Here is a 16,379-nt window from a genome sequence, read left to right on the forward strand (position 1 = left end):
CGTCGGCTGGGACCAGGTCCGGGTAGGTCCGCGGACCTGGTCCTCACGCCACCGGGTTCAGGAAGCCGTCGTCCCCCGTACCCGCAACGCCCGTGCCAAGTCGTCCAGTTGGTCTGCCAGCTTGCGGCGCAGGGCCGGGATGGGGGCGGCGTCGCGCAGGCACTGCTCGCCCAGGCGGAGTGTCTCGGCGTCCACCGCAAAGACGGGGAAGGCCCAGCGGCCCGCGACGTCGGCGATGGCGGGGCCGCGCCGGGCCGCGAGGGCTACCGCGTCCTCGTAGTAACGGGGGATGTACTCCCGTACGAGCTCGGCCTGTTCCGGCTGCCAGAAGCCCTGGGCGGTGGCGGTGAGGAGGTAGTTGGAGAGGTCGTCGGAGCCGAACATCGCCTCCCACGCGAGGCGCTTGGCCTCCGGGTCGGGCAGGGCCGCCCGGCAGCGGGCCGCGCCTTCCTGGCCGGTGGCGCTGGGGTCGCGCTCCAGCTCGGCGGCGATCGCAGGCTCGTCGGCGGCGCCGAGGACGGCGAGGCGGGTCAGGACGCGCCAGCGCAGCTCGGGGTCGAGCTCGGGGCCGCCGGGGACGGTGCCTTCGGCGAGCCACTCCTGGAGCGGGTCGGGGCGCGTGGCCACGTCGATGAAGCCCCGTACGGCGGTGAGCCGCAGGCCGGGGTGTGAGCCGTCCTCCGTGCGCCGGATCAGGTCGCGGCACAGCTCGGTGAGGGTGGTGAGGGCGGCGGGCCGCTGTTCCGGGGTCAGGAAGCGGCCCGCGACGTGGGTGGTGGCGAAGGCGAGGACGCCCTGGACGAGGGCGAGGTCGGTCTCGTCGGGCAGGTGCGCGCGGGCCGTCTCCAGATAGGCGGTGCCTTCGAGTTCGCCGTCGCGGACCATGTCGCGCAGGCTGTTCCACAGGACGGCGCGGGTGAGCGCGTCGGGAACCCGGGAGAGGCTGCGCAGGGCCGTCTCCATGGAGACCTCGTCGAGGCGGATCTTGGCGTACGTGAGGTCCTGGTCGTTCGGGACGATCAGGGCGGGGCGCCCGCCGTCGCGCGGTGCCTCGGCCGTCCCGGAGTGCGGGGCGTCCGTTTCGTACCGCTCGCGCAGGACCAGGTCCCGGGGGTCGGTGAGGTCGCGGTCGTACACCCCGACGGCGATGCGGTGCGGGCGGCTGCCCTCGCGCTCGACGGCGAGGGTCCACTCCCTCGCGTCGTGCGTGACCGTCGGGGTGAGCGTGTCGACGCCGGTGGTGCGCAGCCACGCCTCGGCCCATCCGTGCACGTCACGGTCGGTGTTGTGCGCGAGGGACTCGATGAAGTCGGCGAGGGTGGCGTTGGCGAACTTGTGCCGGGCGATGTGGGTGTTGATGCCGGCGAGGAAGTCCTTCTCGCCGAGCCAGGCGACGAGCTGGCGCAGGGCGGACGCGCCCTTGGCGTACGAGATGCCGTCGAAGTTGAGCATCGCGGACGCGGTGTCGGGCACGGCGTCCGGGTCGGGCGCGACGGGGTGGGTGGAGGGGCGCTGGTCGGCGTCGTACCCCCAGGCCTTGCGGGCGACGCCGAAGTCGGTCCAGGTGTCCGTGAAGCGGGTGGCTTCGGCGGTGGTCTGGAAGCCCATGTACTCGGCGAAGGATTCGTTCAGCCAGATGTCGTCCCACCACCTGAGCGTCACGAGGTCGCCGAACCACATGTGCGCCATCTCGTGCGCGATGACCATGGCGCGGGTCTGCCGCTCGGTGTCGGTGACGGCCGAGCGGTAGATGAACTCGTCGCGGAAGGTGACGAGTCCGGGGTTCTCCATCGCGCCCGCGTTGAACTCCGGGACGAACGCCTGGTCGTACGAGTCGAAGGGGTAGGGCTCCTCGAACTTCTCGTGATACCGGTCGTAGCACGCGCGCGTGACGTCGAGGATTTCGTCGGCGTCGGCGTCCAGGAAGGGGGCCAGCGAGCGGCGGCAGTGGATGCCGAAGGGCAGCCCGCGGTGTTCGGTGCGGACCGAGTGCCAGGGGCCCGCGGCGACGGCGACGAGGTACGTGGAGATCAGCGGGGTCGCCGCGGCCCGCCACGTCCCGCCGCCCACGTGCTCGGTCACGCCGTTCGCGAGGACCGTCCAGCCCTCGGGGGCGGTGACGGTCAGCTCGAAGACCGACTTCAGGTCGGGCTGGTCGAAGGCCGCGAAGACACGCTGCACGTCCTCCATGAACAGCTGCGTGTACGTGTACTCCTCGCCGTCCGTGGGGTCGGTGAAGCGGTGCATGCCCTCGCCGGTGTGCGAGTAGCGCATGGCCGCGTCGACGCGCAGTTCGTGCTCGCCCGCGGTGAGTCCGGTGAGCGGCAGCCGGTTCCCGACGAGGTCCTCCGGGTCGAGCGGCTTCCCGTCGAGGGTGACGGAGCGCAGCTCGGCGGGCTTGAGCTCGACGAAGGTGTCCACCGTGGCCGCGGGCTTCCCGAGCGCCGAGAACCGGATGACGGTACGGGAGTCGAAGGTCTCGGCTCCCCCGGTCAGATCCAGCTCCACCGTGTACCGGTGGACGTCGATGAGCCGGGCTCGGGTCTGCGCTTCGTCGCGCGTCAGTACGGACATGCGTCCATGCTGCCTGATGCCACCGACAACGGTGCGGGGAGCCCGGACATCGGGGCCCGGCCCCCGGCGATGCCGCGGGGCGGCCTCAGGACGACTTGGCGATCGTCTCGTGGTGGCGGATGACCTCCGCGATGATGAAGTTGAGGAGCTTCTCGGCGAACGCCGGATCCAGCTTCGCGCTCTCCGCGAGCTCGCGGAGGCGGGCGATCTGGCGGGACTCGCGGGCCGGGTCGGCCGGCGGAAGCTGGTGGTTGGCCTTGAGATGGCCGACCTGCTGGGTGCATTTGAAGCGCTCGGCGAGCATGTGGACGACGGCGGCGTCGATGTTGTCGATGCTGTCGCGCAGGCGGGACAGCTCGGCGCGCACGGCCTCGTCCGCGGCATCCGTGGCCCCGGCGCCGTTCGCGTCACTTGTGTGGCTGGTGGTCATGGTGCACGAGCCTACGTTGCCGCTCCTTCGCCGCCGACGGCGGAAGAGCGCAAAATCGGCGGGTCGTCCGGGTCGGGAATCTGCTGCGACCAGCCGCCGGGCACCGCACGTCCCTGCTGCTCGCGGAATCGGACGGGCGCCGTCCCCACCCGGCGCGTGAAAAGGCGCGAGAAGTACGCGGGGTCGTCGTAGCCGACGCGGCGGGCGACGGCCGCGACCGGCAGTTCCGTGGCCGCGAGGAGCTCCTTGGCGCGCCCCAGGCGGATGCCGAGGAGGTAGTCCTTGGGGCTGCAGCCGGCGCCCCTGCGCACCGCCGTGCGCAGCTCCGCGGGGGTCATGCCGTGCCGCCCCGCGTGCTCGGCGACGGAAAGTGGCTGGAAGGCGTCGCGGGCGAGCGCCTGGAGCACCGGGTCGCCGTCGGGGGCGATGTCGGCGCGGGCCCTGCGCAGCGCGACGAGGAGTTCGTGGACGGCGGCGCCCGTCTCGACCTCCAGGAGCGGGTTGCCGCGCCGCGCCGCGCGCGCGATGCGCCCGACGGCGGCCCGCGCGCCCGTCGCGTCGGAGAGCGGCACCACGGGCCGGTTGGGCTCGATGTAGCCGAGTTCGGTGTACGTCGTGGTGGCGGGCCCCGTGAAATCGACGAAGCACTCGTCCCAGCCGCTCTCCGGGTCGGCCCCGTAGTGGTGGCGCACGCCGGGGGTGAGCCAGATCAGCGCGGGCGCCGTCACCTTCGTACGTCTGCCGTCGGGTGCCAGGAACCAGCCGCCGCCCGCGCTCACGACGACGGCCACGTGGTGGTCGAGGGTGCGCGGGCCCACGGTCGGCAGGAGGCCGTGCTGCAGGCCGACCCCGAGGCAGGCGAGGCCGAGGCGGTGGTGGGCCGGGCTCGGCGTGAAATACCGCATCCAGGTGTGGTACATCCGCTTGTGCCCCTTCCGTCCGGGCCGCGGCCCGCTCGCTGCGTCCAACCCGCCTCGATCTTTGTCCATGGACCCTGCCTCCCGCCAGGGGTGATCGTGGCGGAGCAGTCCGTGAGCGAGAGGGACACAGGAACACGATGAACGGCTTCAGGGTGGGCGAGGACGATTTCGAACTGGACGGGCGGCCCGTGCGGCTGCTCTCCGGCGCGCTGCACTACTTCCGGGTGCACGAGGCCCAGTGGGGCCACCGCCTCGCGATGCTGCGCGCGATGGGGCTCAACTGCGTGGAGACGTACGTCCCGTGGAACCTGCACGAGCCGCATCCCGGGGAGTTCAGCGACGTCGGGGCGCTCGGCCGCTTCCTGGACGCCGCCGAGGAGGCGGGTCTGTGGGCGATCGTCCGGCCTGGTCCCTACATCTGCGCCGAGTGGGAGAACGGCGGCCTTCCGCACTGGCTGACGGGGGCCGTGGGGGCACGCGCGCGTACCCGCGACGCGGAGTACCTGGGGCACGTGGACCGCTGGTTCGGCCGTCTTCTTACGGAGGTCGTCCCGCGCCAGCACGACCGGGGCGGCCCCGTGATCATGGTGCAGGTGGAGAACGAGTACGGCAGCTACGGCTCGGACCAGGTGTACCTGCGCCACCTCGCCGAGCTGCTTCGCACCGAGGGCGTGAGCGTCCCGCTGTTCACCTCGGACGGCCCCGAGGACCACATGCTCACCGGCGGCTCGGTCCCCGGCATCCTGGCGACGGCCAACTTCGGCTCGCAGGCCGGGGCGGCCTTCGAGACGCTGCGCGGGCACCGCCCGAAGGGGCCGCTGATGTGTATGGAGTTCTGGTGCGGCTGGTTCGACCACTGGGGCGCCGAGCACGTCGTACGGGACGCCTCGGATGCCGCGGACGCGCTGCGGGAGATTCTGGAGTGCGGGGCCTCGGTCAACCTGTACATGGCGCACGGCGGCACGAACTTCGCCGGGTGGGCGGGGGCGAACCGGGGCGGCGGGGCGCTGCACGACGGCGTCCTGGAGCCGGACGTCACCTCGTACGACTATGACGCGCCCGTCGACGAGTTCGGGCGCCCCACGGAGAAGTTCTGGCGCTTCCGCGAGGTGCTCGCCGCGTACGCGCAGGGGCCGCTGCCCGAGCTGCCCGCGCCGCCGCCCTCGCTCGGGGCACACGCTCCGGTCGGCCTCACCCAGTGGGCGCCGCTGTCCGCCGTCATGGAGTCGCTGGGCGGCCCCGTCGCGGAATACGCCGTACCGCCCACCTTCGAAGAGCTCGACGTCGACCGCGGCCTGGTCCGGTACGCCGTGACGGTGCCGGGCCCGCGGCAGCCGTACCCGCTGAGCGTGCGGGGGCTGCGGGACCGGGCCGTGGTGTACGTGGACGGGGAGCGGGCGGGTGTCCTCACCGAGGAGGAACCGGCGCTCCCCGAGCCCGTCGCGGGGCACGCGCGCGTGGAGCTGTGGGTGGAGTCTCTGGGGCGGGTCAACTACGGGCCGCGGACCGGCGAGGCGAAGGGCATCACCGGCGGGGTCCTGCACGAGCGGCAGTACCTGCACGGGGTGGAGGCCGGAGGGCTGCGGCTCGACGCGTTCTCCTCGGCGGACGCCGTACGCGGGGTTCCGGCGTCCGGAGAGGCGGCGGGGGGCCGCCCCGGTCTTTACCGCGGCACGGTGGAGGTCGGCGGGCCCGGTGACGCCGTCATTCAACTGCCCTCCTGGACGCGGGGGTTCGTGTGGGTGAACGGCTTCAATGTGGGCCGCTACTGGTCCGCGGGCCCGCAGACCTCGCTGTTCGTCCCCGGTCCTGTGCTGCGGGAGGGCACGAACGAGGTGTGGGTCCTTGAGCTGGAGGGACGGGAAGGGCGGGACGACGAGGAGGAGGATGCGGCGGCGGTCTCGCTCGCCCCGCTTCCCCTGTAACCCCATAGGAGTCCCGCCGGGGAGGCTGCACACAGCCTCCCCGGCGGCACCCCTCAGATCTCCCGCACCTCGAAGGCGTCGAGAACGAACTCCGCGGTGCCGTCGTCACCGGTCTTGCGCAGTCCGACCCACGCCTCGCCCTTGACCGGGGCGGTGAACTCGTAGGTCAGGACGGTCGGTTCGGTGGCGACCGGCAGCTCCTTGCGGTCGGTCTCGCGGGCCGCGGGCTCGTCGACGGCGGTGATCCAGGCGTACTGCCCCGCCTTCTCGTTCTCGTAGCGGAAGGAGACGCGGTAGCGCTTGCCCGCCTCGAAGCGGGCGGTGTGCGGGACGGTGCGGTACACGAGCCCTTTGTTCTCGCCGCGCGACTTGAGGGACTGCCCGCCGTCGATGACGTCGTCGATCGCCTTGCCGTTCCAGCCGCGCTGCGTGAACGGCGCGTGCCGCTGGGCGATGTGCGTACGGGGGTCGGTGACGTCTCCCGCGTCACCCTTCACGAACGGTCCCCAGCCCTGCGGTACATGCTCGAAGTCCTCGGAGGCGAGCGTGTCCCCTCCGGGGAGGCCGGCCCGCGTGGAGGCGACGATGCGCACGTTGTCGAAGCGCACGCGCGCGTGGCCCGCGTCGGCCCGGAGCGTCAGCTCCGCCGGGCCGCCTCCGTCGGGGACGGTGAAGGGGACGGACATCCGCTGGAATCGGGTGCCGTGCTTGCGGTCGGCCGCCACGTAGTTGCCCGCCGTGGAGGTCCGCGTCCAGTTGGCGGCGGTGACACCGTCGGCGGTGCGCACCTCCAGGGTGGCCTTCCGCTCGTCGCCGGCCTTCTCCCCGACCTCGACCTGTACGGAGGCGACGTACGACCCCGCCTTCAGGCGCCGCAGCCGCTGGCCCACGGCCGCCTTGCCGCCCGGGGCGATGACCAGTTCGTGGTCGCCGAGCTTGCTGAGCGCGACGGAGGCGGGACCGGAGACCTTCCAGCCGTCCAGGGAGCCGGAGTTGAAGCCCGGGTCGCGCAGCGGGGTGCCCTGCCCCCAGCCGGGGTCGGGCACGGCGGCGGCACGCGAGCGGTAGAGGACGTAGGGCTGCTTGGCCTTCGCGTCGAGGGTGACCTTGCCGCCGCGCACCGGAACATCGCCGACGAGGACCCGCCCTTGGTCGGTGAGCCGGTAGAGCGCGACCTTGCGGAGCCCGGACCAGCCGCGCGGCAGCTCCCAGCTCGCCTGCCCGCCCTCGGGGTTGTAGTGATAGAGCTTGCCGGGGTCGGTGGGCCTGCGCGGCTCCCAGGGAAGCAGATAGCTGCCCCCGTCGTAGACGACACGGCCGTCGGTCACGATCCGGCGGGTGCCCCCGGTGTCGGAGACCTTCGTCCCGCCCTCTCCGAAGAAGCTGATCTCGTGCTCGCCCCAGGTCTTGATGGGATGGGCCTGGAGATATTTGGCGGGCAGCGAGTCGGTCCAGATCAGGTCGTAGAAATAGGCCCAGTCGGTCTTTCCGACCCACCCTTCGAAATTGCCCATGCGGGCAATGCCGAGGAGGGTCGGCCATTTGTCGGCGAAGACGTCCTTCTGGTGATTCCGGATGAAGCGGATCAGCCGCGAATTGATACCCCTCGAGGTGTCGGGACCGTAATCCGGTTCCGTCGCCCAGTGCGACCAGACGGACGAGCGCTCGAAGCCATGTCCCCACTCGCTGGTGACGATCCAGCCCTTTTCGCGGAAGGCGCGCTGCAGCCGGTCGGACGTCCATCCGGACTCACGGAAAACATCGATGTAGAGGGCATTGAGCCCGCCGTCGGCCTCGTCCCGCAGATCGGCGAACCGCTTGGTGATATCGCCGGAGACCAGGTCACGGCGCTGATCGATGCGGTAGCTCTGATCCAGCCAGTCCCACTGCTCATTGGCCTTGTCGACGAGCTTTTCGGAGAAGGCGTTCGCGACGGGATAGGACTCCGTGGCATTCACGTGCACACTGAAGTCGCTGTTCCACTTCTTGCCCTCCCTCACCAGGGTGTTGAGATCGTCGAGGCCGCCCGCGCGCGTGTTGTAGTTGCCCGCGTAATCGGGATGCGCGGAGTCGTGTCCCTCGGACTGGTAGCCCTTGAGCAGGGTGTACTGCCGCAGGCCGTCCGTGGCCAGGTGGATCCTCTTGACGTTGTCGAGCGTCGCGAGGAACGGATTCGTGGCCTGCGAGGCGAAGTTGAACGGGATGTGCGGGACGACGCGCAGATGCTGCTCGTCCGCGCCGAGCGGCTTCACCATGATGTCGCGGAACGCGATGGCGGCGTCCTGCCAGTCGACCTTGCCGTCGCCGTTGCGGTCGCCGGTGATGACGACGGTGGCGTACGGCAGTGGCTCGGTGTCGCCGACGGCGGCGGTGGCCGCGCGGTGCGTCCACTGGCCGGGGGTCAGCCGGGCCTCCACGTGGCCGTCCCTCCTGACGGTCTCCCGCCAGAGCCTGCCGTTGTCCCAGGTGGTTCCGGCCTCGGTGGTGGGCTTGTCGTAGACGGTGTTGGTCTCGACGGCGCCGCCGAGCGTGTCGTGCGCGACGACGGCGTAGGCGCATCCGGTGGCCGCTTCCGCCGGGGTGTCCGCGCGCGGCCTGACCTCGGTGTCCCCGCTCTTGGCCTTGTCCAGCTGGATCTTGGCGGCGAGGAGGGTCGCGCCGGGCTGGTCACTGCGCACGGCGAGAAGGGCGAGGCCGGGGATGCGGAGGGTGCCGACGCGCAGGGCGTCGGTGTCCTCGATTTCGGTCACGCGCCACTCCAGCCGGCGCCCCTCCAGGGCGATCTCGACGGTGATGGTGGTGCCGCCGCCGAGGGTGAGGACGTACTCGACGCGGTTGGTGTCGGCGTCGGTGACGCTCACCTTCGGGGTGTGCGTCACGTCGTCCACCAGGAGCGTGGTGACGGACTCGGGCTGCGCGTACAGGACCGCCTTGGTGGCGCGGTCCGTGTACGAGATGACGCGGGGGAAGTCGGTGGCGACCCGTACGTCGAGGTCGGCGGAGCGGAGAACGGCTTCGCCCGCCGCGGCGGGCCGCGCCGCAGCGGTGGCGGCGCCCCCGAGGCCGACGGCTGCGCCGACCCCGGCCAGCGCGCCCGTGGCGACTACGGCTCTGCGGCTCGGACCGGCTGTGTCTGACGGCTGCATGGCACCCCTCCGTGGAACGGATCTCGGTGCGGTCACCCTGCGCCGCCAGGGTCTGCTGCGCCCATGGACAAAGGGGAGGCAGGACTTGGACTAACCGGGAACCGCGCGCCGGGGGACGACAGCGGGGCCGGACCAGAGAAGCTGGTCCGGCCCCGCGTCCGACCGTGCGTCGGACAACCGTGCGTCAGAGCTCCGACGCCGCCTTCTCTATGTCGCCGGCGAACGTCGACACCTCGGTGTAGACACCGGGGAACTTGGGCCGCGCGCAGCCATTGCCCCAGCTGACGATGCCCACCTGGATGTACTCACCGGCCTCGTCCTTGCGGAACATGGGGCCGCCGGAGTCGCCCTGGCAGGTGTCCGTGCCGCCCTCCGCCAGCTTGCCGGCGCAGAGCTCCTCACCGGGGGTGAGGTCGGCGCCGTACGCGGCCTCGCAGTCCGCGTCGCTCACGAACGGGACCGTCGCCTTGAGCAGGTAGCGCTGCTGTTCGCCACCCTCCCTGTCGGCACCCCAACCGGCGATGGTGAAGTCGCCCTCGTTGAGCTTGTCGTCCTTGGCGATCTTCAGCGTGGGCTGGTCGATCGGCTTCTCGAGCTTGATGAGCGCCCAGTCCTTGCCCTTGCCGTCGTAACCCGGCGCCTGCAGGACCTTGGTGGACTTCACCTTGATCGCGTCCGAGCTCTCCAGGTCCACGACACCACCGGTGGCGGTGATGCTCGTGTTGTCGCCCGAGCCGTCCACACAATGGGCGGCGGTCAGCACGACGTCCTTGGCGTAGAGCGCACCGCCACAGCCCATCGACAGACGGACCATGAACGGGAATTCGCCCTGCTCGGCAGGGGTACCGCCGACGACGCGCTCACCCGGGGTGGGGCCGGGGTGCGGGGCCGCGGAAGCGGCGACGGGCTGGAGACTGACACAGGCGAGGGCGATGGCACCGAGGGTGGCGGCTCTCTTGACTCCACGCAGCTTGGTGTTCAACGGGCTTCCCTTCGTGGGGGGTTTCGTGGGGGGTTGCACGCGTTCGCGGACCCGCCCCTTCCCCGCGACAGCACGAGAATGGCATGAGCCCGCCAATGCGTTGTTGCGGATTATGGAGATCAGTGTCCGCATAGAGCAAGGGGCGGTTTTCGGCCACGGACCCCCGTCGGGCTGGTTCCGGCCGGGGTGAAGGGCTCTACAGTGGAACCGAGTTGAGCCGAACCGTTCTCTGGGGGTGCGCACGTGTCAGACGGCGGCCCGGTGGTGCACGGCTACCCCCACCTGGAGACGGTGCGCGCCGCGATCACCGCGCTCTACAAACGCCTGTCGTACGACACCGTGCACACCTTCGACACCAGCATCACACCCGCCGACGTCGCCTTCTCCGACCACGACGACCTGCATCTGGGCGTGCAGCGGGTGGCGCGCGAGATGGTGCGGCATCTCCGGCTTCCGGACGCCCGCGCGATCGTCAGCTTCCGCGAGATGGAACACGCGGCGAACGTCGAACTGGCCGCGGGGCCCGAGTACTTCATCGAGCTCAACGACCGCTTCCGCACGCACCGCAGGGACATCGGCGCGGCGCTCGCCCACGAGATCATGCACGTCTATCTGCACCGGCTCGATCTGGCGTTTCCCGGCACTCGCGACAACGAGATCCTCACAGATACCGCCACTACCTATCTCGGAGCCGGCTGGCTTCTCCTGGACGCCTACCGGGAGGACGGCGCCTCGTCACAGAAGCTCGGGTATCTGACGCCGGAGGAGTTCGGGTACGTACTCGCCAAGCGGGCCATCGCTTTCGGTGAGGCGCCGGAGACGTGGTTCACCAGCGCACAGGCGTACACCGCCTACACGAAGGGGCTCGCCCAGGCGCGTCGCGACGAACAGCAGCCACCGCTGACGGCAGCGGGCTGGGCGGGACGTCGGCGGTACGCGAAGGACCGGCGCTATGCGCTGGAGCATGGCTCCGGTGGAGCGGGGGCGGCGTCGCGCGGCGGGGCGTACTCGTTCTCCCGCGGATCGGGCGGCACGTCGGGCGGCACATCGGGCAGGTCCGAGCCCCTTCGGGTGTCATTCCCCTGCCCCACGTGCCGGCAGCGGATCAGGCTGCCCGTGCGGGGGCGGATGCGGGCGCGGTGCACGCTGTGCCGGACGGTGTTGGAGTGCGACACGTAGGGGCGCGCGGGCTGCGGGCTTCCGGGAATTAGCTCCAGTGCGCGGGGCGCGTGAGGGCCGGCGGAAGCTTCGTGTCGGCGTCGCCCTTGGCCGCGTTCACCTGCGACTGGGTCAGGAAGATGCTGCCGGTGAGGTCCGCGCCCCGCAGGTCCGTGTCCCGGAAGTCGGCGCCGATCAGGTCCGCCTGGCGGAGGTCGGCGCCGCGGAGGTCGGCGGCGATGAGGTAGGCACCGCGGAGGGTGACGCCCCGCAGGTCGGCCCCCTTGAGGCGGGCTCCGAACAGGTCGGCTCCCCGGCGGTCCTTCTTCTTCCTGCGGATGTCCGCGCGCACGAGTTCGCTGGTCCGGAGCAGGAGGACGTTGACGTCCTCACGGTGCGCGGCGACGTCCGTCTCCGCCACGGCGGCGGGGGCACCTTGAGTGAGCTCCTCGATCGTGTCCAGCGCCCGCCGGAGCTCTACCCTGATCGGGCGGGCCTGCGGCAGGGTGAGCGCCTCGGTCAAGTACCAGAGCAGTTCGTGGAGTTGGCGCATCACCGGGAACACGTCGAACATCCGGCGGGCGCTGTCCGGATCCTGCCGCCAGTCGGTTCCGCCGTAGGTGGCCTGCGAGACCTTCTGGCCCGCGCCGAAGCAGTCGTAGACCGTGCAGCCCGAGAAGCCCTTCCGGCGCAGGTCCTGGTGGATGCCGCAGCGGAAATCCTGCCGGAGGTTGGTGCAGGGGGTGCCCGCGGCCTTGTCGACGGGGAAGTCCGAGGACTTCGAGAAGGTCAGGGCGACACAGCAGAGCCCGAAGCAACTACCGCAGTCGGCCCGCAACTCCTGCCGCTCATCACCGACGAGGGGCAGCAACTGCCGTTCGGGCGAGTCGGGTTGAGTCTGCTTCTCGGGCATCAGGTCATCCCTCTGGCCGGGGGAAAGGCTTGCTCGATCAGGGCTGGATGCGGGGTGATCAGGCGGGTGGGCGGGAAATGCCTGTTCGGCAACGGAAACCGCCGGAGCGGAAGCCCGGGACGCCGCCCCCGGCAGCGGGGCACGAAACCCCACCGCCGGGCACAAGCACAAGCACTACGCCGCCGTACGCCCCGCACCCCCGGAGGGCCGACCGCCGCGCCGCGCGCGACCCCCACCGTTCCCGCCGCCCGCGGAAGGTCGACCGCCGCCCCCGGCAGGGCGACCGCCACCCGCACCGGAGGGCTTACCACCAGAGGGCTTACCGCCAGATGACTGCGACTGCCCCTGCGGGCGGGCCCGGCGCTGACCCTGGCCCCCGCCCCCGCCCTGCCCGGCGGGACGCCCCCGCCGACCACGCTGCGGCGAAGCCTGCTGCTGCTGCGGGACCTCGATGACCACGGGGACACCGGACGGCTCCCGCGCACCGGTGATGCGCGAAAGCTCCTCGTCCGTGGACTTCACCCGGGCCGTGTTCGGGCTGATCTCCGCGTCGGACATCAGACGCGTCATGTCCCGCTTCTCGTCCGGCAGGACGAGCGTGACGACACTGCCCGACTCCCCCGCACGCGCGGTACGCCCGCCGCGGTGGAGGTAATCCTTGTGGTCGGTGGGCGGGTCGACGTTCACGACCAGGTCGAGGTCGTCGACGTGGATGCCGCGAGCCGCCACGTTGGTGGCGACGAGGGCGGTGACCTGACCGGTCTTGAACTGGTCCAGGGTCCGGTTGCGCTGCGGCTGCGAACGGCCGCCGTGCAGCCCCGAGGCCCGTACGCCGTTGGCGAGCAGCCGCTTGGTGAAGCGGTCCACCGCGCGCTTGGTGTCCAGGAACATGATCACGCGGCCCTCGCGGGCGGCGATACGCAGGGCGACGGCCTTCTTGTCGGTCTCGTCGGCCACGTACAGGACATGGTGCTCCATCGTCGTCACGGCGCCCGCGGACGGGTCGACCGAGTGCACGACCGGGTCGTCGAGGAACATCCGGACCAGGCGGTCGATGTTCTTGTCGAGCGTCGCGGAGAAGAGCATCGTCTGGCCGCCCTGCTCCACCTGCTTCAGGAGCGCGGTGACCTGCGGCATGAAGCCCATGTCGGCCATCTGGTCGGCCTCGTCGAGGACCGTCGTGCGCACCTGCGAGAGATCGGCGTCGCCGCGCTCGATGAGGTCCTTGAGACGTCCGGGCGTTGCCACCATGATCTCGGCGCCGCGGCGGAGCGTGCCCGCCTGCTTGGCGATGGAGAGGCCGCCGACGACCGTCGACATGCGCAGGTTCACGGCGGTGGCGTACGGCGTGAGCGCGTCCGTCACCTGCTGCGCGAGCTCACGCGTGGGGACCAGGACCAGGGCGAGCGGCGAGCGCGGCTCGGCGCGGCGGCCCGCGGTGCGGGCCAGGAGCGCGAGGCCGAAGGCGAGGGTCTTGCCGGAACCGGTACGGCCACGGCCGAGGATGTCGCGGCCCGCGAGGGAGTTGGGGAGGGTGGCGGCCTGGATCGGGAAGGGCTCGGTCACACCCTGTGCGGCCAGCGTCTTCAGCAGGGCTTCCGGCATGTCCAGGTCGGCGAACGCCTCGACCGCGGACAGCGCGGGCGTGATGCTCTCGGGCAGCGCGAATTCGCCCTGCACGGGCCTCGCCTTGGGCCGGCCCGGCTTCTTCGCGGCACCCCTCGCCTGGCCTCCGCCGGTCACCGGGGCCTTTCCGCGTGCGTTCGTGGAGCGCCTGCGGGCAGGACGCGCAGGGCGTTCGGAGCGATTCATACGGAAATGCCTTCCTGGACCTGGTGACAGCACAAGCCGGGACCCGCACCAATCCGGTGCGGGCCCCGGCTATGAGGTTCGCGTGCTACGACGATCAGGCGGGAACGATGTTCTCGGCCTGCAGGCCCTTCTGGCCCTGCGTGACGTCGAAGGAGACCTTCTGGCCCTCGAGGAGCTCACGGAAGCCCGAGGACGCGATGTTCGAGTAGTGGGCGAAGACGTCGGGGCCGCCGCCGTCCTGCTCGATGAAGCCGAAGCCCTTTTCCGAGTTGAACCACTTAACGGTGCCGGTTGCCATGTCAATCTCCTCAACAGGGGCAGAGTAAGGAAAACCACGGAATTGTGGATTCCAAGCGCTGCAATGACCCCCATCCCGGAGAGACCGGAGAAAAACAATAATGCGCCTTCGGAGCCTTCCCGTCAGGCGCACATAAAGTTCATGGGTACCAAAACTGCGACGCATAAGCCTAACACGGACGAGGGACCCCGCGTTCCGGGGCCCCTCGTGCACCGTACGGGTGGGGGCCCGCCGCCTTACTCCACTCGCAGCAGCCACACCGCCACGGCAGCCGCACCGCCACAGGTACCTGCGGCACGCACCTTCCTTGTGTCGGGGCGTCCCGCTACCTTCGTCAACCAAACAATCGCTTGGTTGAACGACGCGTGGCCATGGCGACCGCTACGGAGGAAGGCGGCCCGATGCGCATCACCCGCACACGTACGGCGGCACGCTCGGCGGTTCGTAGGCCGGTTCGCAGCCCGGCTCGTACGGCGGCCGGAGTCGCGGTCTGCGCGCTCGTTCTGGGCGCCCTGCCCGCCGGGGCGGCCCACGCCGGGGCCCCCGCACCCGAGCGCGGCGCGGCCGCCCCGCTCCACTCCCGCCCGGCATCCGACGGCGTACGCCTGATACCGCTCCAGGGCGCCGTCAACGTCCGCGACCTGGGCGGCTACCGCACCTACGACGGCGAGCGCGTCCGCTACGGCCAGGTCTTCCGCGCCGACGCCCTGTCGAAGCTCACCGACGCCGACGTCACCACCCTCGCCGGGCTCGGCCTGAAGAAGGTCGTCGACTTCCGGGTGCCAGCCGAGGTCCGGAACGACGGACCCGACCGGCTGCCCGCCGGACTGACCCCGACGTCCCGGCCCGTCAACGACAACGGCCTCTTCACGACGCTGATGACCGTGATCGGCTCCAGGGACCCGGTCAAGCAGGAAGAGATGCTGGGCAACGGCAAGGCGGACGCCTTCATGCGCGACGTCTACCGCACCTTCGTCACCGACGCGTCGAACCGCTCGCAGTTCGCGACGACGCTGCGCGACGTGGCCGGGGGCGGGGGCGGGGGCGGGGGCGGCAAAGGATCACCGGGCTCACCGCTGCTCTACCACTGCACGGCAGGCAAGGACCGCACCGGCTGGACCAGTTACCTGCTGCTGCGCGCCGTCGGCGTCCCCGAGCACACCGCCGTGGGCGACTTCCTGGCGTCCAACACCTACCGCGCCGCGTACGACGCGAAGGTGCGCGAGGGCCTGAAACAGGGCGGCCTGATGCAGAACCCCGACCTGCTGATCCCGCTCCAAGAGGTCCGCACCGGCTACCTGGAAGCGGCGCTGACCGAGGTTAAGCAGAAGTACGGAAGCCTGAGCGGCTATCTGCGCAATGGGCTCGGGCTCGATGCGCGGACGATTCTCGCGCTGCGGGACCGGATGGTCGGCCTGTGATCTCTTACGGGCTCGACGGCAAGGCCGTACTGATCACCGGCGCGGGCCGTGGGCAGGGGGCGGCCGAAGCGCGGCTGTTCGCGGAGGCCGGGGCGCGGGTCGTGGTCACGGACGTACGGGAGGAGGAGGGGCGGGCCGTCGCCAAGTCCCTCGGCGATCAGGGCCTGTTCGTACGACATGACGTCACGGACACGGAGAGCTGGTCGTCGGCCGTGGCGGCCGGGGTGGACGCCTTCGGCCGTCTGGACGCGCTGGTCAACAATGCCGCGCTGTGGCGGACGGCGTCCGTGGAGCACGAGACGTACGAGAACTTCGAGGCGCTGGTGCGGGTCAACCTGCTCGGTCCGTTTCTGGGGATCCAGGCGGTGCTGGCCGCGTTGCGGGAGGTGGGGGGCGGGTCGATCGTGAACGTCTCCTCCACGGCGGGGCTCGTGGGGATACGGGGGCATGCGGCGTACGGCTCCACGAAGTTCGGGTTGCGGGGGCTTACCCGGTCCTCGGCGCTGGACCTCGCGCCGTACGGGGTCCGGGTCAACTCCGTCCACCCCGGGGCGATCGATACGCCGATGATCTCCACGGCTTCTGAGGGGCGGGACTGGTCGCATCTGCCGCTGGGGCGTATGGGCCGCCCTGAGGAGGTCGGGGAGCTGATTCTCTTCCTTGCTTCGGAGGCGTCGTCGTACATCACGGGGGCGGAGTTCGCCGTGGACGGCGGGTCTACGGCGGGGTGAATTCGTACCGTCATCACCGGCTCCGCCGAGTTCGTCCTCAAACGCCGGACGGGCTGAAGATATTCAGCC

The 16,379-nt window shown here is 70.9% G+C and carries 12 protein-coding genes; 4 read left to right on the forward strand and 8 right to left on the reverse strand.

Features of this window, described 5'->3' with window-relative positions:
- Positions 1 to 57 precede the first annotated feature (57 nt).
- From pepN to ACWFR3_RS40275, 3 genes are all read right to left on the reverse strand, one after another.
- Positions 58 to 2,574 (reverse strand): aminopeptidase N, encoded by a 2,517-nt coding sequence (pepN, locus tag ACWFR3_RS40265; RefSeq protein ID WP_453739671.1) that lies wholly within the window; start codon positions 2,572 to 2,574, stop codon positions 58 to 60.
- A gap of 85 nt (positions 2,575 to 2,659) precedes the next feature.
- On the reverse strand, positions 2,660 to 3,004 hold the full coding sequence (locus tag ACWFR3_RS40270) for a chorismate mutase (protein WP_453739672.1): 345 nt from the start codon (positions 3,002 to 3,004) through the stop codon (positions 2,660 to 2,662).
- An 11-nt stretch (positions 3,005 to 3,015) separates the two neighbouring features.
- Complete coding sequence (locus ACWFR3_RS40275; RefSeq protein ID WP_453739673.1) at positions 3,016 to 3,924, reverse strand: helix-turn-helix domain-containing protein; 909 nt, start codon at positions 3,922 to 3,924, stop codon at positions 3,016 to 3,018.
- 137 nt (positions 3,925 to 4,061) lie between these two features.
- On the opposite strand from ACWFR3_RS40275, the gene ACWFR3_RS40280 reads away from it, so the two are divergent.
- Entirely contained in the window at positions 4,062 to 5,849 is a 1,788-nt protein-coding gene (locus tag ACWFR3_RS40280) for a glycoside hydrolase family 35 protein (RefSeq protein ID WP_453739674.1), read from the forward strand.
- Between the two features lie 53 nt (positions 5,850 to 5,902).
- Here ACWFR3_RS40280 and ACWFR3_RS40285 read toward each other — a convergent pair whose 3' ends face one another.
- Positions 5,903 to 8,995: an endo-alpha-N-acetylgalactosaminidase family protein gene (locus ACWFR3_RS40285; RefSeq protein ID WP_453739675.1), complete on the reverse strand. Its 3,093-nt coding sequence runs from the start codon at positions 8,993 to 8,995 to the stop codon at positions 5,903 to 5,905.
- 184 nt (positions 8,996 to 9,179) lie between these two features.
- Positions 9,180 to 9,977 carry a S1 family peptidase gene (locus tag ACWFR3_RS40290; RefSeq protein ID WP_453739676.1) on the reverse strand — a complete coding sequence of 266 codons (798 nt, stop codon included), beginning with the start codon at positions 9,975 to 9,977 and terminating at the stop codon, positions 9,180 to 9,182.
- A gap of 243 nt (positions 9,978 to 10,220) precedes the next feature.
- On the opposite strand from ACWFR3_RS40290, the gene ACWFR3_RS40295 reads away from it, so the two are divergent.
- Positions 10,221 to 11,156 carry a hypothetical protein gene (locus tag ACWFR3_RS40295; RefSeq protein ID WP_453739677.1) on the forward strand — a complete coding sequence of 312 codons (936 nt, stop codon included), beginning with the start codon at positions 10,221 to 10,223 and terminating at the stop codon, positions 11,154 to 11,156.
- A 28-nt stretch (positions 11,157 to 11,184) separates the two neighbouring features.
- Here ACWFR3_RS40295 and ACWFR3_RS40300 read toward each other — a convergent pair whose 3' ends face one another.
- The 3 genes from ACWFR3_RS40300 to ACWFR3_RS40310 all read right to left on the reverse strand — a co-directional run bounded on the left by ACWFR3_RS40300 (position 11,185) and on the right by ACWFR3_RS40310 (position 14,158).
- Positions 11,185 to 12,048, reverse strand: coding sequence for a pentapeptide repeat-containing protein (locus ACWFR3_RS40300; protein ID WP_453739678.1), 864 nt, complete (start codon positions 12,046 to 12,048; stop codon positions 11,185 to 11,187).
- A gap of 174 nt (positions 12,049 to 12,222) precedes the next feature.
- A complete protein-coding gene (locus ACWFR3_RS40305; protein ID WP_453739679.1) occupies positions 12,223 to 13,860 on the reverse strand; it encodes a DEAD/DEAH box helicase in 1,638 nt (545 codons plus the stop codon).
- Positions 13,861 to 13,954: 94 nt separating this feature from the next.
- Positions 13,955 to 14,158 carry a cold-shock protein gene (locus tag ACWFR3_RS40310; protein ID WP_037661310.1) on the reverse strand — a complete coding sequence of 68 codons (204 nt, stop codon included), beginning with the start codon at positions 14,156 to 14,158 and terminating at the stop codon, positions 13,955 to 13,957.
- A 371-nt stretch (positions 14,159 to 14,529) separates the two neighbouring features.
- Here ACWFR3_RS40310 and ACWFR3_RS40315 point away from each other — a divergent pair, with 371 nt between their 5' ends.
- Entirely contained in the window at positions 14,530 to 15,579 is a 1,050-nt protein-coding gene (locus ACWFR3_RS40315) for a tyrosine-protein phosphatase (protein ID WP_453739680.1), read from the forward strand.
- Complete coding sequence (locus ACWFR3_RS40320) at positions 15,576 to 16,310, forward strand: SDR family NAD(P)-dependent oxidoreductase (RefSeq protein WP_453739681.1); 735 nt, start codon at positions 15,576 to 15,578, stop codon at positions 16,308 to 16,310. Before ACWFR3_RS40315 ends, ACWFR3_RS40320 begins: the two co-directional genes overlap by 4 nt.
- The last annotated feature ends 69 nt before the right edge of the window (positions 16,311 to 16,379 follow it).

Source organism: Streptomyces sp. NPDC055189, assembly GCF_053606765.1.